Origin of the sequence: Ruminococcus flavefaciens (assembly GCF_900143025.1) — a bacterium.
Lineage (GTDB): Bacteria > Bacillota > Clostridia > Oscillospirales > Ruminococcaceae > Ruminococcus > Ruminococcus flavefaciens_I.
Map to the genome: position 1 here is coordinate 1 of NZ_FRCT01000002.1, position 19,475 is coordinate 19,475.

The 19,475-nt window shown below is 42.4% G+C and carries 21 protein-coding genes and 1 pseudogene; 11 read left to right on the top strand and 11 right to left on the bottom strand.

Features of this window, described 5'->3' with window-relative positions; genetic code table 11:
• From BUB28_RS02155 to BUB28_RS02165, 3 genes and pseudogenes are all read right to left on the bottom strand, one after another.
• Positions 1 to 305: pseudogene (locus BUB28_RS02155) on the bottom strand (ribosome small subunit-dependent GTPase A); the annotation flags it as partial.
• A 17-nt stretch (positions 306 to 322) separates the two neighbouring features.
• Positions 323 to 940, bottom strand: coding sequence for a helix-turn-helix domain-containing protein (locus BUB28_RS02160; RefSeq protein WP_072948255.1), 618 nt, complete (start codon positions 938 to 940; stop codon positions 323 to 325).
• A 17-nt stretch (positions 941 to 957) separates the two neighbouring features.
• A complete protein-coding gene (locus tag BUB28_RS02165) occupies positions 958 to 1,614 on the bottom strand; it encodes a phosphatase PAP2 family protein (protein ID WP_072948257.1) in 657 nt (218 codons plus the stop codon).
• Positions 1,615 to 2,024: 410 nt separating this feature from the next.
• On the opposite strand from BUB28_RS02165, the gene BUB28_RS02170 reads away from it, so the two are divergent.
• Both BUB28_RS02170 and BUB28_RS02175 read left to right on the top strand, forming a co-directional pair.
• Entirely contained in the window at positions 2,025 to 2,441 is a 417-nt protein-coding gene (locus tag BUB28_RS02170) for a YjdF family protein (RefSeq protein WP_072948259.1), read from the top strand.
• 92 nt (positions 2,442 to 2,533) lie between these two features.
• A complete protein-coding gene (locus BUB28_RS02175) occupies positions 2,534 to 3,208 on the top strand; it encodes a nucleotidyltransferase domain-containing protein (protein ID WP_072948261.1) in 675 nt (224 codons plus the stop codon).
• Positions 3,209 to 3,366: 158 nt separating this feature from the next.
• Here BUB28_RS02175 and BUB28_RS02180 read toward each other — a convergent pair whose 3' ends face one another.
• Positions 3,367 to 4,323, bottom strand: a complete 957-nt coding sequence (locus BUB28_RS02180; RefSeq protein ID WP_278290471.1) for an IS4 family transposase — start codon at positions 4,321 to 4,323, stop codon at positions 3,367 to 3,369.
• Positions 4,324 to 4,576: 253 nt separating this feature from the next.
• Between BUB28_RS02180 and BUB28_RS02185 the strand changes: the two genes are divergently transcribed.
• Positions 4,577 to 5,020, top strand: a complete 444-nt coding sequence (locus tag BUB28_RS02185; RefSeq protein WP_024859423.1) for an Hsp20/alpha crystallin family protein — start codon at positions 4,577 to 4,579, stop codon at positions 5,018 to 5,020.
• A gap of 181 nt (positions 5,021 to 5,201) precedes the next feature.
• Positions 5,202 to 5,969 carry a hypothetical protein gene (locus BUB28_RS02190; protein WP_072948264.1) on the top strand — a complete coding sequence of 256 codons (768 nt, stop codon included), beginning with the start codon at positions 5,202 to 5,204 and terminating at the stop codon, positions 5,967 to 5,969.
• Between the two features lie 45 nt (positions 5,970 to 6,014).
• Here the strand turns inward: BUB28_RS02190 and BUB28_RS16910 are convergent, their stop codons facing one another.
• From BUB28_RS16910 to BUB28_RS02200, 3 genes are all read right to left on the bottom strand, one after another.
• Complete coding sequence (locus tag BUB28_RS16910; RefSeq protein WP_175547785.1) at positions 6,015 to 6,185, bottom strand: hypothetical protein; 171 nt, start codon at positions 6,183 to 6,185, stop codon at positions 6,015 to 6,017.
• 591 nt (positions 6,186 to 6,776) lie between these two features.
• The gene (locus tag BUB28_RS02195) at positions 6,777 to 7,349 is read right to left on the bottom strand and encodes a recombinase family protein (protein ID WP_072948266.1); all 573 of its coding nucleotides are present in this window, start codon (positions 7,347 to 7,349) and stop codon (positions 6,777 to 6,779) included.
• Positions 7,349 to 8,479, bottom strand: coding sequence for a class II glutamine amidotransferase (locus BUB28_RS02200; RefSeq protein WP_139277498.1), 1,131 nt, complete (start codon positions 8,477 to 8,479; stop codon positions 7,349 to 7,351). The genes BUB28_RS02195 and BUB28_RS02200 overlap by 1 nt, the downstream gene beginning before the upstream one ends.
• A gap of 108 nt (positions 8,480 to 8,587) precedes the next feature.
• Here BUB28_RS02200 and BUB28_RS02205 point away from each other — a divergent pair, with 108 nt between their 5' ends.
• On the top strand, positions 8,588 to 8,806 hold the full coding sequence (locus BUB28_RS02205; protein ID WP_081373362.1) for a site-specific integrase: 219 nt from the start codon (positions 8,588 to 8,590) through the stop codon (positions 8,804 to 8,806).
• Between the two features lie 596 nt (positions 8,807 to 9,402).
• Here BUB28_RS02205 and BUB28_RS02210 read toward each other — a convergent pair.
• From BUB28_RS02210 to BUB28_RS02220, 3 genes are read right to left on the bottom strand one after another with little or no spacing between them, the layout of a single operon-like run.
• A complete protein-coding gene (locus BUB28_RS02210; RefSeq protein WP_072948268.1) occupies positions 9,403 to 9,825 on the bottom strand; it encodes a DUF1893 domain-containing protein in 423 nt (140 codons plus the stop codon).
• Positions 9,818 to 10,402, bottom strand: coding sequence for an ECF transporter S component (locus BUB28_RS02215; RefSeq protein ID WP_072948270.1), 585 nt, complete (start codon positions 10,400 to 10,402; stop codon positions 9,818 to 9,820). Before BUB28_RS02215 ends, BUB28_RS02210 begins: the two co-directional genes overlap by 8 nt.
• A 12-nt stretch (positions 10,403 to 10,414) precedes the next feature.
• The gene (locus tag BUB28_RS02220; RefSeq protein ID WP_072948272.1) at positions 10,415 to 11,518 is read right to left on the bottom strand and encodes an aldo/keto reductase; all 1,104 of its coding nucleotides are present in this window, start codon (positions 11,516 to 11,518) and stop codon (positions 10,415 to 10,417) included.
• A gap of 191 nt (positions 11,519 to 11,709) precedes the next feature.
• On the opposite strand from BUB28_RS02220, the gene BUB28_RS02225 reads away from it, so the two are divergent.
• From BUB28_RS02225 to BUB28_RS02255, 6 genes are all read left to right on the top strand, one after another.
• Positions 11,710 to 12,135, top strand: a complete 426-nt coding sequence (locus tag BUB28_RS02225; RefSeq protein WP_072948274.1) for a MaoC family dehydratase — start codon at positions 11,710 to 11,712, stop codon at positions 12,133 to 12,135.
• 17 nt (positions 12,136 to 12,152) lie between these two features.
• On the top strand, positions 12,153 to 12,872 hold the full coding sequence (locus tag BUB28_RS02230) for an SDR family NAD(P)-dependent oxidoreductase (RefSeq protein ID WP_072948276.1): 720 nt from the start codon (positions 12,153 to 12,155) through the stop codon (positions 12,870 to 12,872).
• A gap of 12 nt (positions 12,873 to 12,884) precedes the next feature.
• Complete coding sequence (locus BUB28_RS02235) at positions 12,885 to 13,376, top strand: DUF6198 family protein (RefSeq protein WP_347497219.1); 492 nt, start codon at positions 12,885 to 12,887, stop codon at positions 13,374 to 13,376.
• Between the two features lie 184 nt (positions 13,377 to 13,560).
• The gene (locus BUB28_RS17325; RefSeq protein WP_242939910.1) at positions 13,561 to 15,399 is read left to right on the top strand and encodes an aldo/keto reductase; all 1,839 of its coding nucleotides are present in this window, start codon (positions 13,561 to 13,563) and stop codon (positions 15,397 to 15,399) included.
• A gap of 125 nt (positions 15,400 to 15,524) precedes the next feature.
• Positions 15,525 to 16,154 carry a flavodoxin family protein gene (locus BUB28_RS02250; RefSeq protein WP_072948933.1) on the top strand — a complete coding sequence of 210 codons (630 nt, stop codon included), beginning with the start codon at positions 15,525 to 15,527 and terminating at the stop codon, positions 16,152 to 16,154.
• Between the two features lie 13 nt (positions 16,155 to 16,167).
• Entirely contained in the window at positions 16,168 to 16,461 is a 294-nt protein-coding gene (locus BUB28_RS02255) for a putative quinol monooxygenase (RefSeq protein WP_072948278.1), read from the top strand.
• A 231-nt stretch (positions 16,462 to 16,692) separates the two neighbouring features.
• Here BUB28_RS02255 and BUB28_RS02260 read toward each other — a convergent pair whose 3' ends face one another.
• On the bottom strand, positions 16,693 to 19,221 hold the full coding sequence (locus tag BUB28_RS02260) for an AMP-binding protein (protein ID WP_072948283.1): 2,529 nt from the start codon (positions 19,219 to 19,221) through the stop codon (positions 16,693 to 16,695).
• Positions 19,222 to 19,475 lie beyond the last annotated feature (254 nt).

The window sequence follows — 19,475 nt, forward strand, 5'->3', positions numbered from 1 at the left end:
ACCTGTTCAGTATTTGATTTTCCTGCAGCTTTACGGATAAATACGCTTGTTCTCGGAAGAACATTGTGTATCACTGCTCTGTCTCCGCCAGTTATATCAGCCATAACATAATCGCCTACGGCAGGGAAATCAGATACAGTTTTGACGTCGTATCTGAATTTGCCCGATACCTGTGCCTGCATCATCCCGTCTTTATGTATGACATGGTAAAGCTCTTTTTCCTGCAAAACTATACGGCACACTGTAAGATCAGGATATTCTGCACTGTATGCCTCATATACAGGCGGTAAGCTCTCTAATTTCATTTTTATCTCCTATCTGTTCAGTGCTCGCTTTTCGGAACTTTGAAAAGCATTATCCCCTTAACTATAAGCAGCAGAAACGCTACTGTTGCCGCATAGGGTATTCTTGCCATGGTCAGGAATAAAACCGCGATAATGCTAAGTACAAGCGATGCCACTGTAACAGTACTTCTACCATTTTCTATGTTTCTGTAATTCATAAACAGCTTCACTGCACCAATGATGATAAGAGCGGCAAACAGTCCCCAGCAGACACAGCTTATCCCGAAGGAAATATTCGTGTAATCAAACAGGGCAACTGCCGAGACTGTCTCTCCTGTCTTTTTCGGATAAAGCGGCAGGAGAATAAGCATAATGCTCATTATATCTACTATGCCTATCAGCAGATCTATCATTTTCCCGATATTTGAGCGGTTCTCGTCTTTTGCTGCGGTAAGGAGTTCCTCCGATGACAGAAGCTCATCTATGGTCACAGAAAAGAACTTTGATATCTCTTTCAGCGAATCAATATTCGGATAACCCTTTCCCGATTCCCATTTCGATATAGCTGTACGTGAAACATAGAGCTCCATTGCAAGCTCCTCCTGAGTTAAGCCTTTTTTCTTTCTTAATTCCTGCAATTTCTCGTGAAATTCCATTTTCATTTCTCCGTTAGTTATTTTTTGTCAGTGAGTCGGACAGCACCTTGATATATGAGATAAAGTCCCAAGCTCAGCAAAACAGAGCCTGCTATATCCGTCAGCCAGTGTACTCCTGCAACAGTTCGTCCCACCACCATAAACGCCGTGAATAAGACCGTAAACGCATAAATACCGTATCTGACTTTAGTATTCCTTATCCTGCGATGCACCTGAAAAGCCAACGTAGGCATTACGCTCATAACAAGGAGCGTTGTTGACGACGGGTAAGAAGCCTCCATACGTCCTTCTATAAGTATCGGTCGGTAGTTTACAGGTATCATCTCAAATATGAGATAACCGAATATCACAAGGATATAGTAAATACCAAGCAGGATAATATCCTTATCAACTTTAAGAAGACTTCTCCGCTTTATAAGCTGGACAAGACCGACAACTCCGAATATCATACAGATAAAGATCGGCACAAGTCCAAGCCAGTCGGTGACAGTATACACCCACATATGAACGCCTGTCATTTTATGGAACCACACGTTCAGACCTGCAAAACCGATGTCGGTTCCGTTCTGTCCCACTGCCTGAACATCAACCGTCTGTATCAGTACAGTCCAGACTGCAAACAGTATCAGCATAATCGTACCTGTGATAAGTGTGTTCTTTTCATTCTTTTTCATAATTCCGTGTTCCTTTCAGATGATTTCCTTTCGGCTAATCTCATGGTAACACGGGGACTGAAAAAAGTAAAGAACCGTACGGTCACACCCATGACACGAATCGTAACATATGCGATATTTCGCCATTTGCAGCACATCTGCCGCCACGACTTTTTTATGACTTGAGCCTGATTATATTATAACCGAAAGGTGAAATTCCGTCAACCCATAGTCTTGACCAAACCATGCAGATATGTTATGATATAAACAGCACAACTGTGCAATCAAATGACAAAGATAAAAACGCAACGTATACCTTCGGGTATGCTAGAGCCGGTAGGTAGCCCGGCCGTCCTGTGAATACAGGGTAAGTAACCTGCCCCTCCGGGTTGTCCGTTCTTTGTCCATAGCAATTTTTAGGAGGGAAAGATATGGACAAAACGAACGGTATGCTGACAGTATTTTTCGATGAGCCTTTCTGGGTGGGAGTATTTGAACGCTCTGAAGATGATAAACTCTCAGCGGCTAAGGTCACATTCGGAGCAGAACCCAAGGACAGTGAAGTCTGGGATTACGTGCTGAGGCATTACTACAAGTTGAAGTTCAGTCCTGATGTTAAGGCCAAAACAAAGCAGACTGCTGATAATCCCAAACGGCGGCAGCGCAATGCACGAAAGCAGCTCAGTATCGCAGGTATCGGCACAAAGTCGCAGCAAGCGCTGAAGCTAATGCAGGAGCAAATGAAGACCGAACACAAGCAGCTCACAAAAGAGCAGCGTGAAGCCGAAAAGCAGCGTCAGTTTGAGCTTAAACAGCAAAAGCGCAGGGATAAGCATAAAGGTCATTGACAGCTTCCTGCGAAAAAAGTCCTGATAGTATCGGCTGTCAGGACTTTTTATCCAATCATTAATAATAAAAATATATGGTTCAGGAGAAAAACATGATAGATACAGCTTCTTTTATAGATAAATATATCTCAGCCTTGAAAAATACGTTTCCTGACAGGATATGTTTCGTTGGCTTGCAGGGTAGCTACGCACGCGGAGAAGCAACAGAAAGCAGCGATATTGATTTCGTTGTTATTCTCGATAATCTTTCGTGTGAAGATGTAAGACGTTACCGAACAATGCTTGACGCCCTTCCGTACAGGGAATTATTCTGTGGATTTCTTTCTGATGCAGACGATCTCAGAAACTGGGATGTCTCTGATCTGTTCCAGTTTTACCATGATACGAAGCCGATAATAGGAACTCTTGATGATATTGTTCCTTCGATAACTGATGATGATATCAGGCGCTCAATCAAAATAGGAGTCTGCAATATTTATCACTCCTGCGTTCATAATCTGATATATGAGAAAGATCCTGCAATACTGAAAGGATTGTACAAATCCACATCCTTTGTGATACAGGCACTCTGGTATCTGCGGTCAGGAGAATATAGCGCACGTTTACAGGAGCTTTTCAGCAAAGTTGAAGGCAGCGAAAAGGATATTATCTCCGCTTATATACAGATAAAAAACAGCGGAGTATCTGATTTTGAAAGACTGTCAGACCTTATCTTCAATTGGTCGAAGAAGCAGATAAATCAGATGCACGAACAAATTGAAAGGTAGCCTATTGCGTAATGTCATTAAGCTAATCAAATACGTAAAAGAACAGGAGTATGTTTGGAATATGACCAGACATACTCCTGCTGTTACATTCGCAAAAAATGCATGACGAAAAGACAGATCCGAGATCTGCTTGAAAAAAGATTGACATAATCGAAGAATTATGATAGTCTGTAGTTGAAGGGAATAGCAGAATGATATCGAGTTTTCCTATCAGCAATACAATCAGGTCTGACAGGGCACTTGTTTCTTGCTATCAGCTCTTCCAAAAGAAAAGGATTTGCGTGTGCAGAGCGAAAGAATTTGATGCAGATATGTATAGCAAAAGCATAATTGATTTTATAGCGGTAATCATTATGCTTATCGTCATCTATGGTGATATTTTCGGTGATCAGCATAGAGAAGTTATACATGATAAGACTTGCAAAGATTTCCTGTATCACGCAGTCCTTTTTCTTTGAATGGAAAGCAATAAGACCAACCTGGTACTTCAGTTCTCTGAATGAAGTCTCGATCCCCCAGCGCATTTTGTATATCATCTTTATATCTTCGGCAGAGAACTCATCATCACAGAGATTGGTAACAATGGTTTCATAGTTATCTTCAGATATCTTGAGCCTTATTATCCTGAATTTAAGAGGATATGTATCTTTCGATTCTTTCGGAAGGAAGTCGAAATTTGAAGAGTGCGGAAGATAACGATAAAGTTCAGGATTAGCCTTAACTTCATTAGTTTGTCTTCTTGTAATAATAATATTTGCAGCAAAATCAGCTTCCTCATTATGGGGAATGTTGAATTTATGAGCAATTCCAACGCTTGTCTTGATGCGCATCACATATTTCAAGCCGTTATTTTCAAGATGAGCGATCGTGTTGTAGGATTCATATCCTCTATCCGCAACGATAATGGACTCATGTCCGATATTTTCAAGCATACTTATGAGAGCAGAATGCTCATTTTCAATGCGACTGTCCTGTAATACAGCATCGATATATCTACGGTTCATAATGTCATACAAAGCATTCAGATGCATGAGGTTATAGCCTTTTACATCATTATTTGCACGATAAAAAGTATTCTTATCATAACGGTCATTCTGTGATCTTTTGTGCCTTATGGTAGTTTACTTCGTCAATGATTTTCTGCTGTTCCATAGCATACCTCCCTTAAAATCAATGTGACATTTCTGTCAAAAAAAATGAAACCTGTGTGAAAATTAGCACTCTCCCCTTGACAGTGCTAATTCAGAGTGCTATAATATAATCAGAACAAAGGAACAGAGAAGCACCAAAGGATCCGGGTGCTGAACCCTCCGTCCCCTTGCTCGAAGCAATGGAAACAATGTGACGAGTAAAAAGGAGGACTGACCTATGTTGTATCCTAGCATTTTCGGTGAAAACTTATTCGATGATTTCTTCAGATTCCCTGACTTCGGCAGAGACGTGGAGAAGAAGCTGTACGGCAAGCACGCTGCGCAGGTTATGAAGACGGATGTCCATGAGCATGACGACCACTATGAGATCGTTATCGATTTGCCGGGCTTCAAGAAAGACCAGATTAATCTTGAGCTTCAGAACGGTTATCTGACTGTCAGTGCCGCAAAGGGTCTTGACAAGGACGAAAAGACTGAGAAGGGCAAGCTGATCCGTCAGGAGCGTTACGCCGGTGCAATGCAGAGAAGCTTCTATATCGGTGATACTGTTACCGAAGCCGATGTGAAGGCAAAGTTTGAGGACGGTGTTCTGAACATCTGCGTTCCGAAGGCAGAGCCTAAGAAGCTGGAGAATCACAAGTATATTGCAATTGAGGGATAATACCTCGCTAAGATATGATTCCGAAATAATGCTCCCCGGAGCTGTTCGTTTTGAGCAGTTCCGGGGAGTTTTTGTGCCTGATGGCTATGTGGGCGTAACACATTGACTTTTTCAGGAATGGGATGTATAATATAAGCAGGAGACAATCAAAGTAATATATGAATGGAAAGGGATAAGATAGATGTTGAAAAACTTGTTTAAGGATCGTGAGAACACCGAAAATATCATTGTAAAAGCTCCAAATAAGGCGCTTTTAGAGTCCATATATCAGTACAACGACAAGATCGACAGTTTCGAGAAAAACATCAAAAGAGCAGCGCTTCTCTTTGTCATCATCATGGCAGTGATATGGATCGGCGGGGATATTGCCGGAATGAACTCAAATCTTGTGCTGATGTTTGGACTGCTGACTATTTTCGGGTATCCGCTGATATTGGTGTTTGGTGCTATATGGGTGAGCAGACCATCACTGAAAAGGAAATCTGAGGAAATGGCGATGCTGGCAGGCAGTGATATGGATGTGCCTGATGATGCAGTTGAAATTGAAATGCTATTTCCACAGAAAGTTTCGGATGACTTTTCGCAAAAGAAGAATCTGCTTTTTGATAACAGCCTGCACCTTGTCTACGCAGACGCTGAAGCATTCTATTTTGTGGATGTGACCGGAACTGCAAAAATTCCTTATTCGTTGATTGAACCGTGGGTAGATTCCGAGAACAATGCTAGGATCCGGCATTGGATCCAGAACAGCAAGCCGTCTGCTTATGCGAAAGAGGGTGTAAAAAAGAAAGGAAGACTGATCTCGCTGATACCTTTTGTGGGGAGTTTTATCCCGGATCATTATTTGATTCCATATAAATATACGGTTCTTCACACAAGCAGCGATGATTACCTGGTTTGTATCCCAAGATATGAAATGGAGAAAATTCAAAGACTATCATCTTTATAAATAGCATTACAATATGTACAGGGGCAGGAAAACCTGCCCTGTTTTTTATAACTTTTTCAACGTTCCCTTATAGCTGTCTTTGCCGATCTGTACAGTCACGGTAACATTGGATTCCTGCACATCGGGGGCAAGTGTGGGAGTCGGTTCAGTCTTACTGAATCCATTCAGCCCCTTACCCTTGATAATGGTCGGGAAATCCTTGTAGCAGATATCCATATCCACATTGCCGTTAAAGCGTATTTTCTGTCTGCATATTCACACACTTAACGATATTACAACTCGCAATGAAAATCTGCGACTTCGTTTTCTTCGATATTACGTTGTTTTGAAACCTGTCCGCATTTTCACACACTGAAAAAGGGGCAATCGCAGAATTACACACCAACCAACCGAGTGCGTAAAAATGCGGAAATATCGTGTATCTCATGGGACTTTTCCAGTTTGCCTGATATGTTCCCATTTACACGAAAACCGGGCTGGTTTGAGTGCTTTTTGAATGACGTATATTCCGTAAAACCACGTAAAATCGGCGTTTTATCAGTCGTTCCTTGTCAGCAGAACCACGCACTCAACGTGCAGCGTATTTGGAAACATGTCTATATTATTATAATATCAGATGCCTAAACTCTTGTCAATAAAAAAACGCCACCATACAAAGGCTCATTATAATATGTCAATAGCCCAAGGTCTATTGGCATAGCCAAAAACTGTGTCATTAGAGTTGTTTTTTAGATATTGCAATATTTCAGAAAAAATGAACACGCTATTGGAATATAATTGGAGCCGGTTATCCCGGCTCCGTCTCATTTATATATACTTTCTTTTGTATTCTTTTAGCCTGCGGTAAAAGGTGTTGGCACGCAGGCCCATTTCTTTCTGAAACCATACAGCTGTAATAGCGCCAGATTTCCACTGCTCATACAACTGTCCGAACTTTACCCAGTCAACGGCGATAGGCTGCCTACCTTTGTACTTACCCTGAGACTTGGCTATAGCGATATCCTCGCGCTGGCGCTGTAATGTCTGTTCGCGTTCAAGCTCGGAGAGTGCCGCGAAGATAGACAGCACAAAGCGACCTTGTGGAGCATTGGTATCGATGTTCTCCTTGCTGCTGACAAGAGTAACGCCTTTCCTTTGGAGAATGTCTATAATATTGAGCAGGTCTCTTGTCGATCTTCCGAGCCTGCTTATGCTCTCTATATACAGGGGATCACCATCCCGGACATATTCCAGCATAGCCTTCAGCTCCGGACGGTTGGCGTTCTTACCGGACATCTTCTCGGCAAAGACACGTTCCACCTGATATTGCTCCATGATAGCTTCCTGACGGGCAGTCTCCTGATGTTCTGTCGATACGCGGATATACCCGATCTTGCCCATCAAAAGGCCCCCCCATAGCAACCCTCATAGATATCCTCGCCGTACATATACTTCACATCCCTGAGTGCTTCATGGAGCAGTCTATGATCTGCGAGCATATCCTCGATTTCATCACAGGTATATCCATAATCGAGCAGAAGTTCTACGTCAGTACTGTCGACACCATAGCAGCCACAGTATTCCAACAGTATCTCCTCATGTATATTATAATAGGAAGAGCAGTCGTCATCATACCAGCTCAAATACTTAGAGCGATATATCCTTGGTTCGAACTGTGACCTTGTGATTTTTCCGCTTCTGTCAATACGAAGAATATCACCTTCCTCGGTATCTACACGCTTGGATTCGAATTTATGCAAGCCCAGTTGTTTCAGTGCCTTCTTCATGATTGTCTCAGTGCTTGCATATACGTATAAGCCTATTGTCTCAAAGTGGAGCAGGTACATTGGATTGCTCCCCTTTATAATGTATAAGGAGTTGTACTGATCAAGCATTGTGAAGGTGAAGTTGCCTTCTACAGTCTCAGCCATGTACTGTAAGCTGTCAAAGTCCAGCTTTCCTTGTTTCTCGATAAGCTGTACACCGATGTAGCTGTCGGTATCAATATATGAAGTCGGTATAACACCTTCCTTACGTAGATCTTTGTCATTCCATAAAACTCCATTATGAGCAAAAGCAAACTCTTTATCAGCATGACCTGAGAACGGATGATTATTAAAATTATGCTTCTTATCACCCTGAGTAGCCAGTCTGGTATGTCCCATGACGGCTTTTGTGCCGTTAGGTTCATTGAAGTGTATCTTATGCGCAGGCTTGGGCTTTTTGAATATAGTGACTTTATCGTCTTTAACATAGCTGATACCTGCTGCATCATCCTCATGAATCAGAGTATCGCAGCAGCTGCATCTGGTGTAGTGATTCTCATAGCAATGATGACAGAGAGTAGTGTATTCGTCGCCATAGCTATCGTCCGTCCAGATAGTTTCACCACATCTGTCGCAGGTTGTGGTATGACGTTCAAAACAGTCTGTGCAAACTATCTCACCGTTGACCTCTTCATAGTCATCTTCTTCGTCAATAAGTGCTCCGCAGTGCGAGCAGTATAAAGCGTTCTTGTTGTTATCTTCCATTGTTTAAAACCTCCATAAATAGCGATAGCCAGCCCCGAAGGGCTGGCCTTATTTTTAATATTCACTTGATAAAAGCATGGTGCTGTGGTCGCCGTCATCAATGATCACATGACTTTTCATGATCTCCGTCACTTGTCTGCGAGTGTTATGCTCATGCTTAACATTCCTGACAAGTATGCGATGGAGAGGGGAGGGTGGTCGACCAATTCTACGCTTAAATCAGTATATCAGCATACGTTCTCAGAGGAGCGTAAGCAGGTCGATAAAAAGATCGACGATTACTTTAACAGGCTGATTGAAGGATCAGATAAGGATAAGAATTTATGAATGGGGATTATTGGGCAGCCTTGCGGCTGCCTTTTTTTATTTGCTTTTTGATTAAAAAATAAAAATATCATTTTCCATGCTGCACTTTTGTGGTATAATAGAAATATATATAGTGAATGCATTCATATCCGCGAAAGGAGGAAACAAATAATGAAGCAAAGTGAATATCAGAAGCTTCTGGCAACAGACAAGAACAAAGCACAAAGAAATCTATTCAACGAGTATCTCAACTACGTATAGAAAACAGTATTAAATGCATTTTTGCAGATTTGTGTGACTGTTTTACAGTAAAAAACCACACGAAATTATTGGTGGTACAAAGCTATGAAAGAACCAGCTCCCGCAAGGGAGCTGGCCTTTTTAGAATAAAAATAAAGTATATTTTCTCCATATGACATCAATACTTAATAGAAGGCTTGCTCCGTGATGATATGCTCGGATATGTCAAAGAAGCTAAGCATGAGCCTAAGTTTATAGAATTGCTGTTAGAATGATAGTTACAGCCTCCCTAGGAGAGAATTGCCTTTTATACCTATAATCTATTATTCAAGAGGCAATAATTACATTTTGGGTTCAATAGCTTTTCACAAGCTCAATCAAAGAGATTGCTTTTTTATTTCGTTCAGTCGTGATTTTAACGCTATATAGCCTGTTTCGGCATCATCAATTTCTGCCACGGTCTTTTCCATCGGACATATATCCGTACCATGACGGTTAATTATACGCTTGGTCAGGATATCATATGTGCATGGGATACTATGACTTTCAAGGTAAGCTTTTCCGCTTTTAGACATTACTTTGCCGTGAACAGCAGATATTCCTGTTTTAACAAACAGCATCGCCGCTGCTTTGCCTACGATAACGTCGGCAACAGAATAGCCGCACAGATCTTTATTCTCATCGATAAATCTCATCATAGGCGATATCCCTCTGCTGTCGTCAGTGAAGAACCGACCGCTTCTACAGAGACATATTGAATGTCCATTCAGATTCTTTATTGCAATTTCAATATCAGTCATTAGCGTTATCCTTTATGAGAAGTTTTCTCAGGCCGATTATTATAACAGGAACAAGTACAGCCTGTACTGCAAGTCCGGTGAAACCTGTCTGGATCTGGCTCCATATCATTTTTGGAGTGAACTGTGTAAAGTTCTGTGTTGCGACTATTGCTCCGAGAAATACGCTCCTTCCGCAAAACTGAGCGAGTATTACGGCGGGAAAAGCCCAAAGTCCGTTTTCTGATATCTTCTTAGTGAAAAGACCTGAAATAGCTGCAAATACTGCAAGCTCCAGAATCATGAAAGGAAGTCTTGCTGACATAGGCATTGGATTGCCCATAGCTGAAGTTATCAGGAAGCTTACGACAGGGGTGAGTATTCCTATTGCAAGTCCCCATTCAGTTCCGAGCAGGCAGCCGCCTATAAGAACCGGCAGATACATTGGCAGCCATTTGACACCGCCCGGCTGTCCAAGTGCAAGATGAACGAGCTGCGGCAGAATAACAGCAAGCGCGATAAGACCGATAGAAACAAGGGTTTTATATGTTATCTTAGTGCCGTGAGATAAACCTCTCATAGTTAATGCGTTTTCAAACATTGTACTTCCTCCTTAGTGTTCAAAGGTGTTTGCAATATCTTCAAGCAGTTTTCTTATTGGCAGATGCTGCGGGCATATCTTTTCGCATTTTCCGCATTTGATGCAGCTTGAAGCTTTACCGCTGTCACGTGTATGTATATCATAATACATATGCGGATTCCAGTCGTGCGTGAGTTCTCTTGTGTTCATACATGAGAACAGATCGGGAATAGCGATATGCTGCGGACATCCATCCACGCAGTAACGGCAGGCAGTGCAGGGGATAAGGTCTTTGGAATGCAGGATTTCCACTACTTTATTCACTGCATTGAGCTCAGTATCGTTAAGCGGCTGAAAATCCTTCATATAGCTGATATTATCCTCAAGCTGCTCTATACTGCTCATTCCGGACAATACGCACAGCATTCCGTCAAAGCCTGCGGCAAATCGTACAGCATAGCTTGCAATACTGCCGCCGTTGAGTCCGCTTAATACTTGTTTGGCAGCATCAGGAAGATTAACAAGATTTCCTCCCTTAACAGGCTCCATAACAAGAACCGGCTTATTATGCCTGCGACAGACTTCGTACACCTTGCGGCTTTGTACAGCAGGATCGTCATAGTCAAGGTAATTGAACTGTATCTGTACGACTTCTATCTCAGGGTGATCGGTTAGTATCTGTTCGAGCACTTCGGCGGTATCATGGAATGAGATACCAACATGGCGTATCTTTCCCTCTGCTTTAAGTTCAAATGCAGTTTCATAAGCTTTGCATCTCTGAAATTGCTCGTAATTTCCTGCATTCTGAGCGTGCATGAGGTAGAAATCAAAATAATCTACTCCACACCATTCAAGCTGTTTTTCAAAGAATGGTCTGATATCTTCCTGCTTTTTAAAGTAGCTGTCTGTAAGCTTGTCTGTCAGTAGATAAGCTTCACGCGGATATCTGCTTGTAAGGCATGAGCGGATAGCTGTTTCGCTCTGACCTCCGATATATCCGTGTGCAGTATCAAAGTAATTGAAGCCCTCTTCGATGAAGCGGTCTATCATCCTGCAAAACTGTGGCTCATCAACTCTGCCATCCGTCATAGGAAGACGCATACAGCCGAAAGCCAGTTTTTTCTTTACTTTGTTCATTATCATGCCCTCCAAATCATAAGTAATTTTTAATTATTATATCATATCAGGTCATAGTTTTCAATGAATATTATGTAAATTATTTTTAATTCTTTCAATTATCTTGGTTATATTATTGATAAATTTTTCCATCTATGGTATAATTCAGATATGCATTACAAAAGAAAAATCTTATTATTCAGGAGGAAAAAATGTATTTTGATGATATGAAGCTCGGAATGACAGTAAATGTTGCACCTGCGGTTATAGACAAAGATAAAATGCTTGAGTTTGCGAAAGAATATGATGATGTACCGCTCCATACTGATGAAGAATATGCTAAAACTACGCCGTTCGGAAAGCTTATTGCTCCTGGTGTTATGTCTTTCATGGCTGTATGGGCTAAGTATCTTGAGGTGGATTTTTTCGGAGATGAACTTCTTGCTGGAAAATCAACTAAGATCGAATGGGTGAAGCCTGTATTTGCTGAAGATGTGCTGACGGGTAAAGCAACTATAACAGATCTTGTTAAGCGTAATGAGAAAAATGGTATAGTTGCCGTATCATTTGAGGTATATAATCAGAACGGCGAACTGGTATTGACAGACGTTACAGAAGCAATTGTAAAATGCAGATAAAAGTAAGGGGGACAGATATGTCTCAGAATGTTATGATAACCGGAGCAGGTAAGGCGGTAGGACTTGGCTTCAATTTAGTACTTCGCTATCTTGAAGCAGGAGATAATGTTGTGGCTACGATAAGAAAGCCTTGTCCTGAACTTGATGAACTAAAAAATCAATATGGTGATAGGCTTACGATACTGACAATGGATATAAGCAATACTGAATCAGTGCAGACTGCTGCAGCTGAGCTGTCAAGGATACTGGACCATCTTGATCTTCTGATAAATAATGCAGTATCTGTTTCTCCCGATTGTGATAAGGGATTCTTTGATGCAGATCTTGACTATATTGCAAGAACTGTGGATATTGCGGCTGTAGGAGCTATGCGTGTAATAAAAGCATTCTATCCGTTTTTGATAAAGAGTGACAGAACAGCTCTGATTATGAATATCTCTTCAGAAGCGGGAAGTATATCGAAGTGTTACCGTACTGATCTTATTGACTATGGTATGGCGAAAGCCGCACTGAATATGGCTACAATGAACCTTTACAACACTTTTAGGAACGATAGGGCAGTTAATATATTCTGTGTTCATCCAGGATGGATACGAACTGATGGAAAAGCTGATAATCCTGCTCCGCTCTCATCTTATGAAGCAGCAGAGATACTGCGTGAGCTTTTTGAGAAAAAGAGAAATGATTTTGACAGCCATAGGTTTATAACTAATCTTGATGAAGATTATCCGTTCTGAGGAGTTGAGATAATGCAACAGAAAACAAAAGAAACTTTAGTCAGGCTGATACTGTTATTTATTGGACTTGTGATCGCTCATCTCGGGGTTACATTATTTCTGCTTGCAGATTCGGGAGCAGATCCTTTCAATGTTATGATACAAGGACTTCGCCTTCTTGTCATTAAAACAGGTCTGTTTGTACCAACTCATGGAATAGTGCATATGTTCATTTGCTTTTTGATCATTCTTATCCTTTTGATCGTCGACAGAAGCTATATAAAGCTTGGAACGATAGTTTGTATGTTCTGCGGTGGACCGATAATCGATTTCTTCACATGGCTGCTGAGCGGTTTGAAAATCGGAGATGCTGTACTGCCTGTAAAAATTGCTGTACTGATCATAGGTTGTGGGATACTGGCATTCGGAATGTCGATTGTTATTAAATCTGAGGCAGGTACAGGTCCAAATGACCTTGTAGCAGTTGTCATAAGCGACAAAGAAAGATACGATTTGCAGCTGTAAGAATCACTACAGATGTGATATTTGTAGTGACAGGCTTTCTGCTTGGCGGAAAATTTGGCATAGGTACGATAATCTGCGCTTTTCTGGTTGGACCTGTTGCAGATATCTGTATGCCTTTTTCAAAATCTATTGCAGAGAGATGTGTACATAGAATAAGCAAGAATAATTCATAGGAGGATGCTTTATGTCTGAAGAAAAAGGAACCGTAAAATGGGGCGTTATGGGTACGGCCGGGATCGCATCATGGGGTACTATACCAGGGATGCAGAAAGCCAAGCGCTGCGAGCTGTATGCGATAGCAGGCAGAAGCCTTGAAAAAGCTCAGGCGTATAAGGAGCGTTTCGGCTTTGAAAAAGCTTATAAGGGCTATGATGCTTTGCTGTCTGATCCGGAGGTGGAGGCGGTATATATTCCATTGCCGAACGATATTCACTGCGAATGGGTAATAAAGGCTCTTAAGGCTCATAAGCACGTATTGTGTGAGAAGCCACTTGCTATGAACGAAGGCGAGCTTCGTCGTATGTTTGCAGCAGCAAGGGATAACGGCGTTATACTTATGGAAGCTTACGCATATCTCCATAGTCCGTATATATGCCGTCTGAAGGAGATAATTTCATCAGGCGAGATAGGAAAGGTAGACTATATAGATACCGCCTTTCTTACACAGGACTATTCAGAAGATATCAGACTTCACAAGGAGCAGGGCGGAGGAGGAATATATGATGTAGGATGTTACTGTACATCTATGATACTTTCGCTCATTGATTCACCGGTAAAGTACATAAAGGCTGATGCAGAGTTTGGAAGCTCAGACGTCGATCATATGGCTTCTGTTCTTATTGGATTTGAGGATGGTTCAAGAGCTTCATTCAATGCGGGCATGATACTCGGCACTGATACCAGCGACAGGTACGACAGACTGTTTATCCACGGCTCCAAGGGATATATTCGTTCCGATGTTGAGTATAACGGTGAAGGTGAGCTGTCATTTGAGGTAACAGTTAAGAACTCAAATGGTGAAAAAGTTACACGAGCTGAAACTGTTTATGCCGGTTCCAACTACAGTATGGAGATGGAGCAGATGAATGAATGCATTAATGGAAAAGCATTGCCATATATCACTGAGGAATTTTCAATCAGAAATATGCGGATTCTTGATAGTATACTTGATGCAGTGGGATATAATGACTCAAAGGAGCAGTTCATTCTGACAAATGGAACAGTGATACCGGCTGTAGGCTACGGTTCATACCTTTCAACAGAAAATGGCGGTGTTCAGACTATTTTAGACGCCCTTGAAGTCGGCTATCGCTATATCGATACAGCGGCATTCTACGGAAACGAGGAACAGATCGGTGAAGCTATAGAACGTTCTGGTATTCCGAGAGATGAAATATTCCTGTGCAGCAAGGTATGGCATACCGATCTTGGCGGGGAGAAAACGCTGAGATCATTTGAAGAGTCCTGCCGTAAGCTTAAAACTGATTATCTTGATATGTACCTTATTCACTGGCCTAAGAATGACGGAAATGATGAGGAATGGTTTGAAAAAGTCAGCGGCTCATGGGCGGCAATGGAGGAATTATATGAGCAGGGAAGAGTAAAGGCCATAGGTTTGTCTAATTTCCTTCCGCACCATATAAGACCTCTTTTAGAAGTCGCACGAATCCGTCCTATGGTAGACCAGCTTGAACTCCACGTTGGGTATATGCAGGAATATACGCTTTCTTACCTCAGAAAAGAGGGCATACTTCCACAGGCATGGAGCCCGCTTGGCAGAGCAAAACTTATAAACGATGGTGTAGTATCAAATATAGCTGCAAAATACGGTTGCTCGAATGCTGCATTATTGCTCAGATACCTTAATCAAAGAGGCATTCCTGTTATCCCGAAAGCTGCATCAAAGGAAAGAATGAAGGAAAATCTGGATATATTTGGCTTCAGTATTTCTGCTGACGATATGTCATACCTTTCATGTCTCCCTGAGAGAGGATGGTCGGGAGAGCATCCTGATGAAGTATAGGCGATTAATGGACAATTTTTAATTCCGCCAATATGGGCGGAGATCACTTTACATTCTGACATTTTTCAGTATTGATGATATTTATGCTGAAATGTGTTCAGTCAAATTATAAGGAGGAAAATTCAATGAAAGTACTTATAATCAACGGAAGCCCCAGAACCGATGGCAACACATCTGTCGCAGTGAACGAACTTATCAGAATATTTGAGACAGAGGGTATTGAGACCGAAGTCTGTCAGATAGGTAACAAAGTCATCCGCGGATGTATTGCCTGCGGAAAATGTGCTGAGCTTGGACGTTGTGTATTCAATGATGAGGTAAATGATATTGCAGCTAAGTTTGAAGCTGCAGACGGTCTTATAGCAGCCTCTCCTGTTTACTACGCTTCGGCAAATGCGACTCTCATCGCCTGTCTAGACAGATTGTTTTACAGTACTCACTTTGACAAGACAATGAAGGTCGGAGCAAGTGTAGTTGTAGCAAGACGCGGAGGCTGTTCGGCAACATTTGACGAGCTGAACAAATACTTCACTATCTGCGGTATGCCTGTTGCCTCAAGCACATACTGGAACAGTGTTCACGGCAGATTGCAGGGTGAATCTGCATTTGATGCAGAGGGCTTACAGACTATGAGAAATCTTGCAAGGAATATGTCGTTTCTGATGAAGTCCATAGCTCTTGGCAAGGAAAAATATGGTCTGCCCGAAAAAGAAGTATGGAATCCAACCCATTTTGTGAGAGATGATTTGAAATAAGAGGTAAGTATATATGAAAAGATTTGTTGAAGTACATTATTACATAAAAGACGGAAAACGCAACGAATTTTATAAGGCACTTTTGCAGAGTGGCATTGCTGATGCATCCCGTGCAGAGGACGGAAACGAGAAGTACGAATACTACTATAGTCCCGATAACGAAAACGAGCTTCTGCTACTGGAGGTGTGGAAGTCAGCAGAGGCTGTGGAGCTTCATCAGCAGTCGAATCATTTCAAAGCGCTTGGCGAGTTAAAAAAAGAATATGTAACAGAAACAGTATTTACAAGATATGAAATAGCAGAATAATATTAATCACAATCTCATTAGAGTTTTAGTAAAAATTGGTTGAAAACGAATGATGAAGCTTGTAGAAAAAAGTTAAGTGAACTGTTCTAAAGTGAGTATAAGTGCAGAAACGTATTCAACGCACCAAATACTCATCAGTATGATTATATAATGGAACGCCCAGCTATTAAATTAATCAGCTCCCTCTCGGGAGCTGATCCTGTTTTATTGTATCGATAATAATGGTATTGTTTATGCCGTAACAATACTGTCCGCCTTATGAAGCTTCAACTTTTCTACAGCCTGCTCTCTCATCTTGTATTTGAGTATCTTTCCTGCGGCATTCATGGGGAACCCGTCTACGAAATCAATGTATCTCGGGCACTTGTGCTTTGCCATTCTTGCAAGGCAGAAATCCTTTATCTCCTGGTCTGTAGCTGTCTCGCCTTCCTTGAGTACGATACAAGCCATTATCTCCTCGCCGTAGTCCTCATCGGGAACACCTATTACCTGTACGTCCTTGATCTTCGGATATGTGTAGAGGAAGTCCTCTATCTCTTTGGGGTAGATGTTCTCTCCGCCGCGGATTATCATATCCTTGATACGACCTGTTATCTTGAAGTAACCATCCTCTGAACGGCGCCTTGCAAGGTCTCCTGTGTGGAGCCAGCCCTCGGAGTCGATAGCTGCTGCTGTTGCCTCGGGCATCTTGTAGTAGCCCTTCATTATATTGTAGCCTCTTGCTACGAACTCGCCGTCAACGTCGTCAGGAACTTCCTGATTAGTCTCGGGATCAACTATACGGCACTCAACGCCGAAGATAGGTCCGCCGACTGTATTTACGCGCTGTTCCAGTGAGTCGGTAGTCTTGCTCATAGTTGTTGCGGGAGAAGCCTCGGTTTGTCCGTAAGTGATGCATATCTCGCTCATGTGCATCTTCTCGACAACTTCCTCCATTGTCTTGATAGGACAGGGTGAACCTGCCATGATACCTGTTCTCATGTGTGAGAAATCAGTCTTTTCAAAGTCCTCGTGTCCCAGCATAGCGATAAACATGGTCGGTACACCGTGGAAACAGGTTATCTTCTCCTTGTTTATGCAGGCCAGTCCCTTTCTCGGTGAGAAACGTGTTATAGGAGACATAGTTGTGCCGTGTGTCATGGAAGCAGTCATAGCGAGGACCATGCCGAAGCAGTGGAACATCGGCACCTGTATCATCATGCGGTCGGCTGTGGAGAGATCCATACAATCTCCGATAGCCTTGCCGTTGTTGACTACGTTATAATGTGTGAGCATTACGCCCTTCGGGAAGCCTGTTGTTCCGGAAGTGTACTGCATATTTGCAACATCGTGGATATCGATAGTCTTTCTAACTCGCTCGACTTCGCTGTAGGGAACGTTCTTTGAAAGCTCCATAGCCTGCTCCCATGTAAAGCAGCCCTTATTCTCAGAGTCAACTGTGATAACGTTCCTGAGGTAAGGAAGCTTTGCGGAATTGAGCTTGCCTGCCTCGCAGTTTTCAAGCTCGGGACAGAGCCCCTTGATGATGTCAACGTAATTAATGTTCTTGATACCGTCTATCATAACGAGAGTATTCGTATCCGACTGTTTCAGCAGGTACTCAGCCTCATGAATACGGTACTCTGTATTCATTGTAACAAGAACAGCACCGATCTTTGTGGTAGCCCAGAAAGTGATATACCACTGGGGTACATTTGTAGCCCAGATAGCAACGTGGTCGCCCTTCTTTACGCCCATTGCAAGGAGCGAACGCGCAAAGGTATCAACGTCGTCGCGGAACTCCGGATATGTTCTTGTGTAGTCAAGCTCGGTATAGCGGAACGCATACTGGTTCGGGAACTGCTCACAGATACGGTCAAGTATATCAGGGAATGTATAGTTGAGTATACGCTCCTTCGGCCATGGGTACTGTCCGTCACCACGCATATTCGTCTGGAGAGGGTGCTTGTGTGACTTTCTGTATGGTGTCATATACTCAGCGAACTGAGGTATTACTATACCTGCGTCGCTGAGGTCGGGAGCCCAGCGCTTTACCCATTCAAGGGTGATATAGCCTGTGTAGTTGATAGTGTCGAGAGCGGCTATCATCTCCTTTACAGGGATATCGCCCGTGCCCATGATACGGTACTGTACTTTTCCGTCAGCACCCATAACAGAGTCCTTGACTTGTATGTACTTGATGAATTCGCTGAGATTCGCAACTGTAGTCTCGGGAGATTCATTATTATAGCGGTAGGGGTGGTGCATATCCCACAGTGCTGCTACCTTGCGGCTCTTAACACCTTCCAGCACCTTTGCAAGTCTTGCAGTATCTGAATAAACGCCGTTTGTCTCAACGAGAAGAGTAACATTGTACTCCTCAGCGATAGGTACAAGTTTCTTCAGAGCTTCCACTATATAGTCGTCATCGACTTCGCCTCCCGGAGCAGGCTCAAGGTCTCCGAGCACCCTTATATATGAAGCACCAAGCTTGTTTGCAAGCTGAGCATATGCTTTTATCTCGTCCTCAGCTTCCTGATATTTGTCCTTGAATTTAAGGCAGGCTCCTGACGAAAGGCATGGTATTTCAAGTCCCAGCGACTGCAGCTTGGCAATGGTATTAGGCAGCTGTCCTTCTGTAAACGGTTGTGCCTTGACAGAGAATATCTCATTGCCGAGACCTCTTATCTCGATGCCGTCGAATTTAAAATCCTTTGCCAGTGAATAAATGTCTGACCATGCCCAATCGGGGCAAGAAAGAGTAGAAAAACCAATCTTCATTTTTATCATTCCTTTACATATTTTTAAGGCAATACCGCACAAAGATTGTGCTGAATATGCGCCGTGAGATTTTTCGTCAGATTGTATAGAAATTCCGCAGGCATACTGACGTATGTCAAGGGATTTCTGTGCAAGATGACGGAAAATATCCAAGCAGATTCAGTACAAAGACGTCAGGCGGTCTTTGTGCGGTGTTGCCTTAAGTACTAAAATTCATTAACGCCGCAAATTCTGTTTATAACATAGATGTCAGG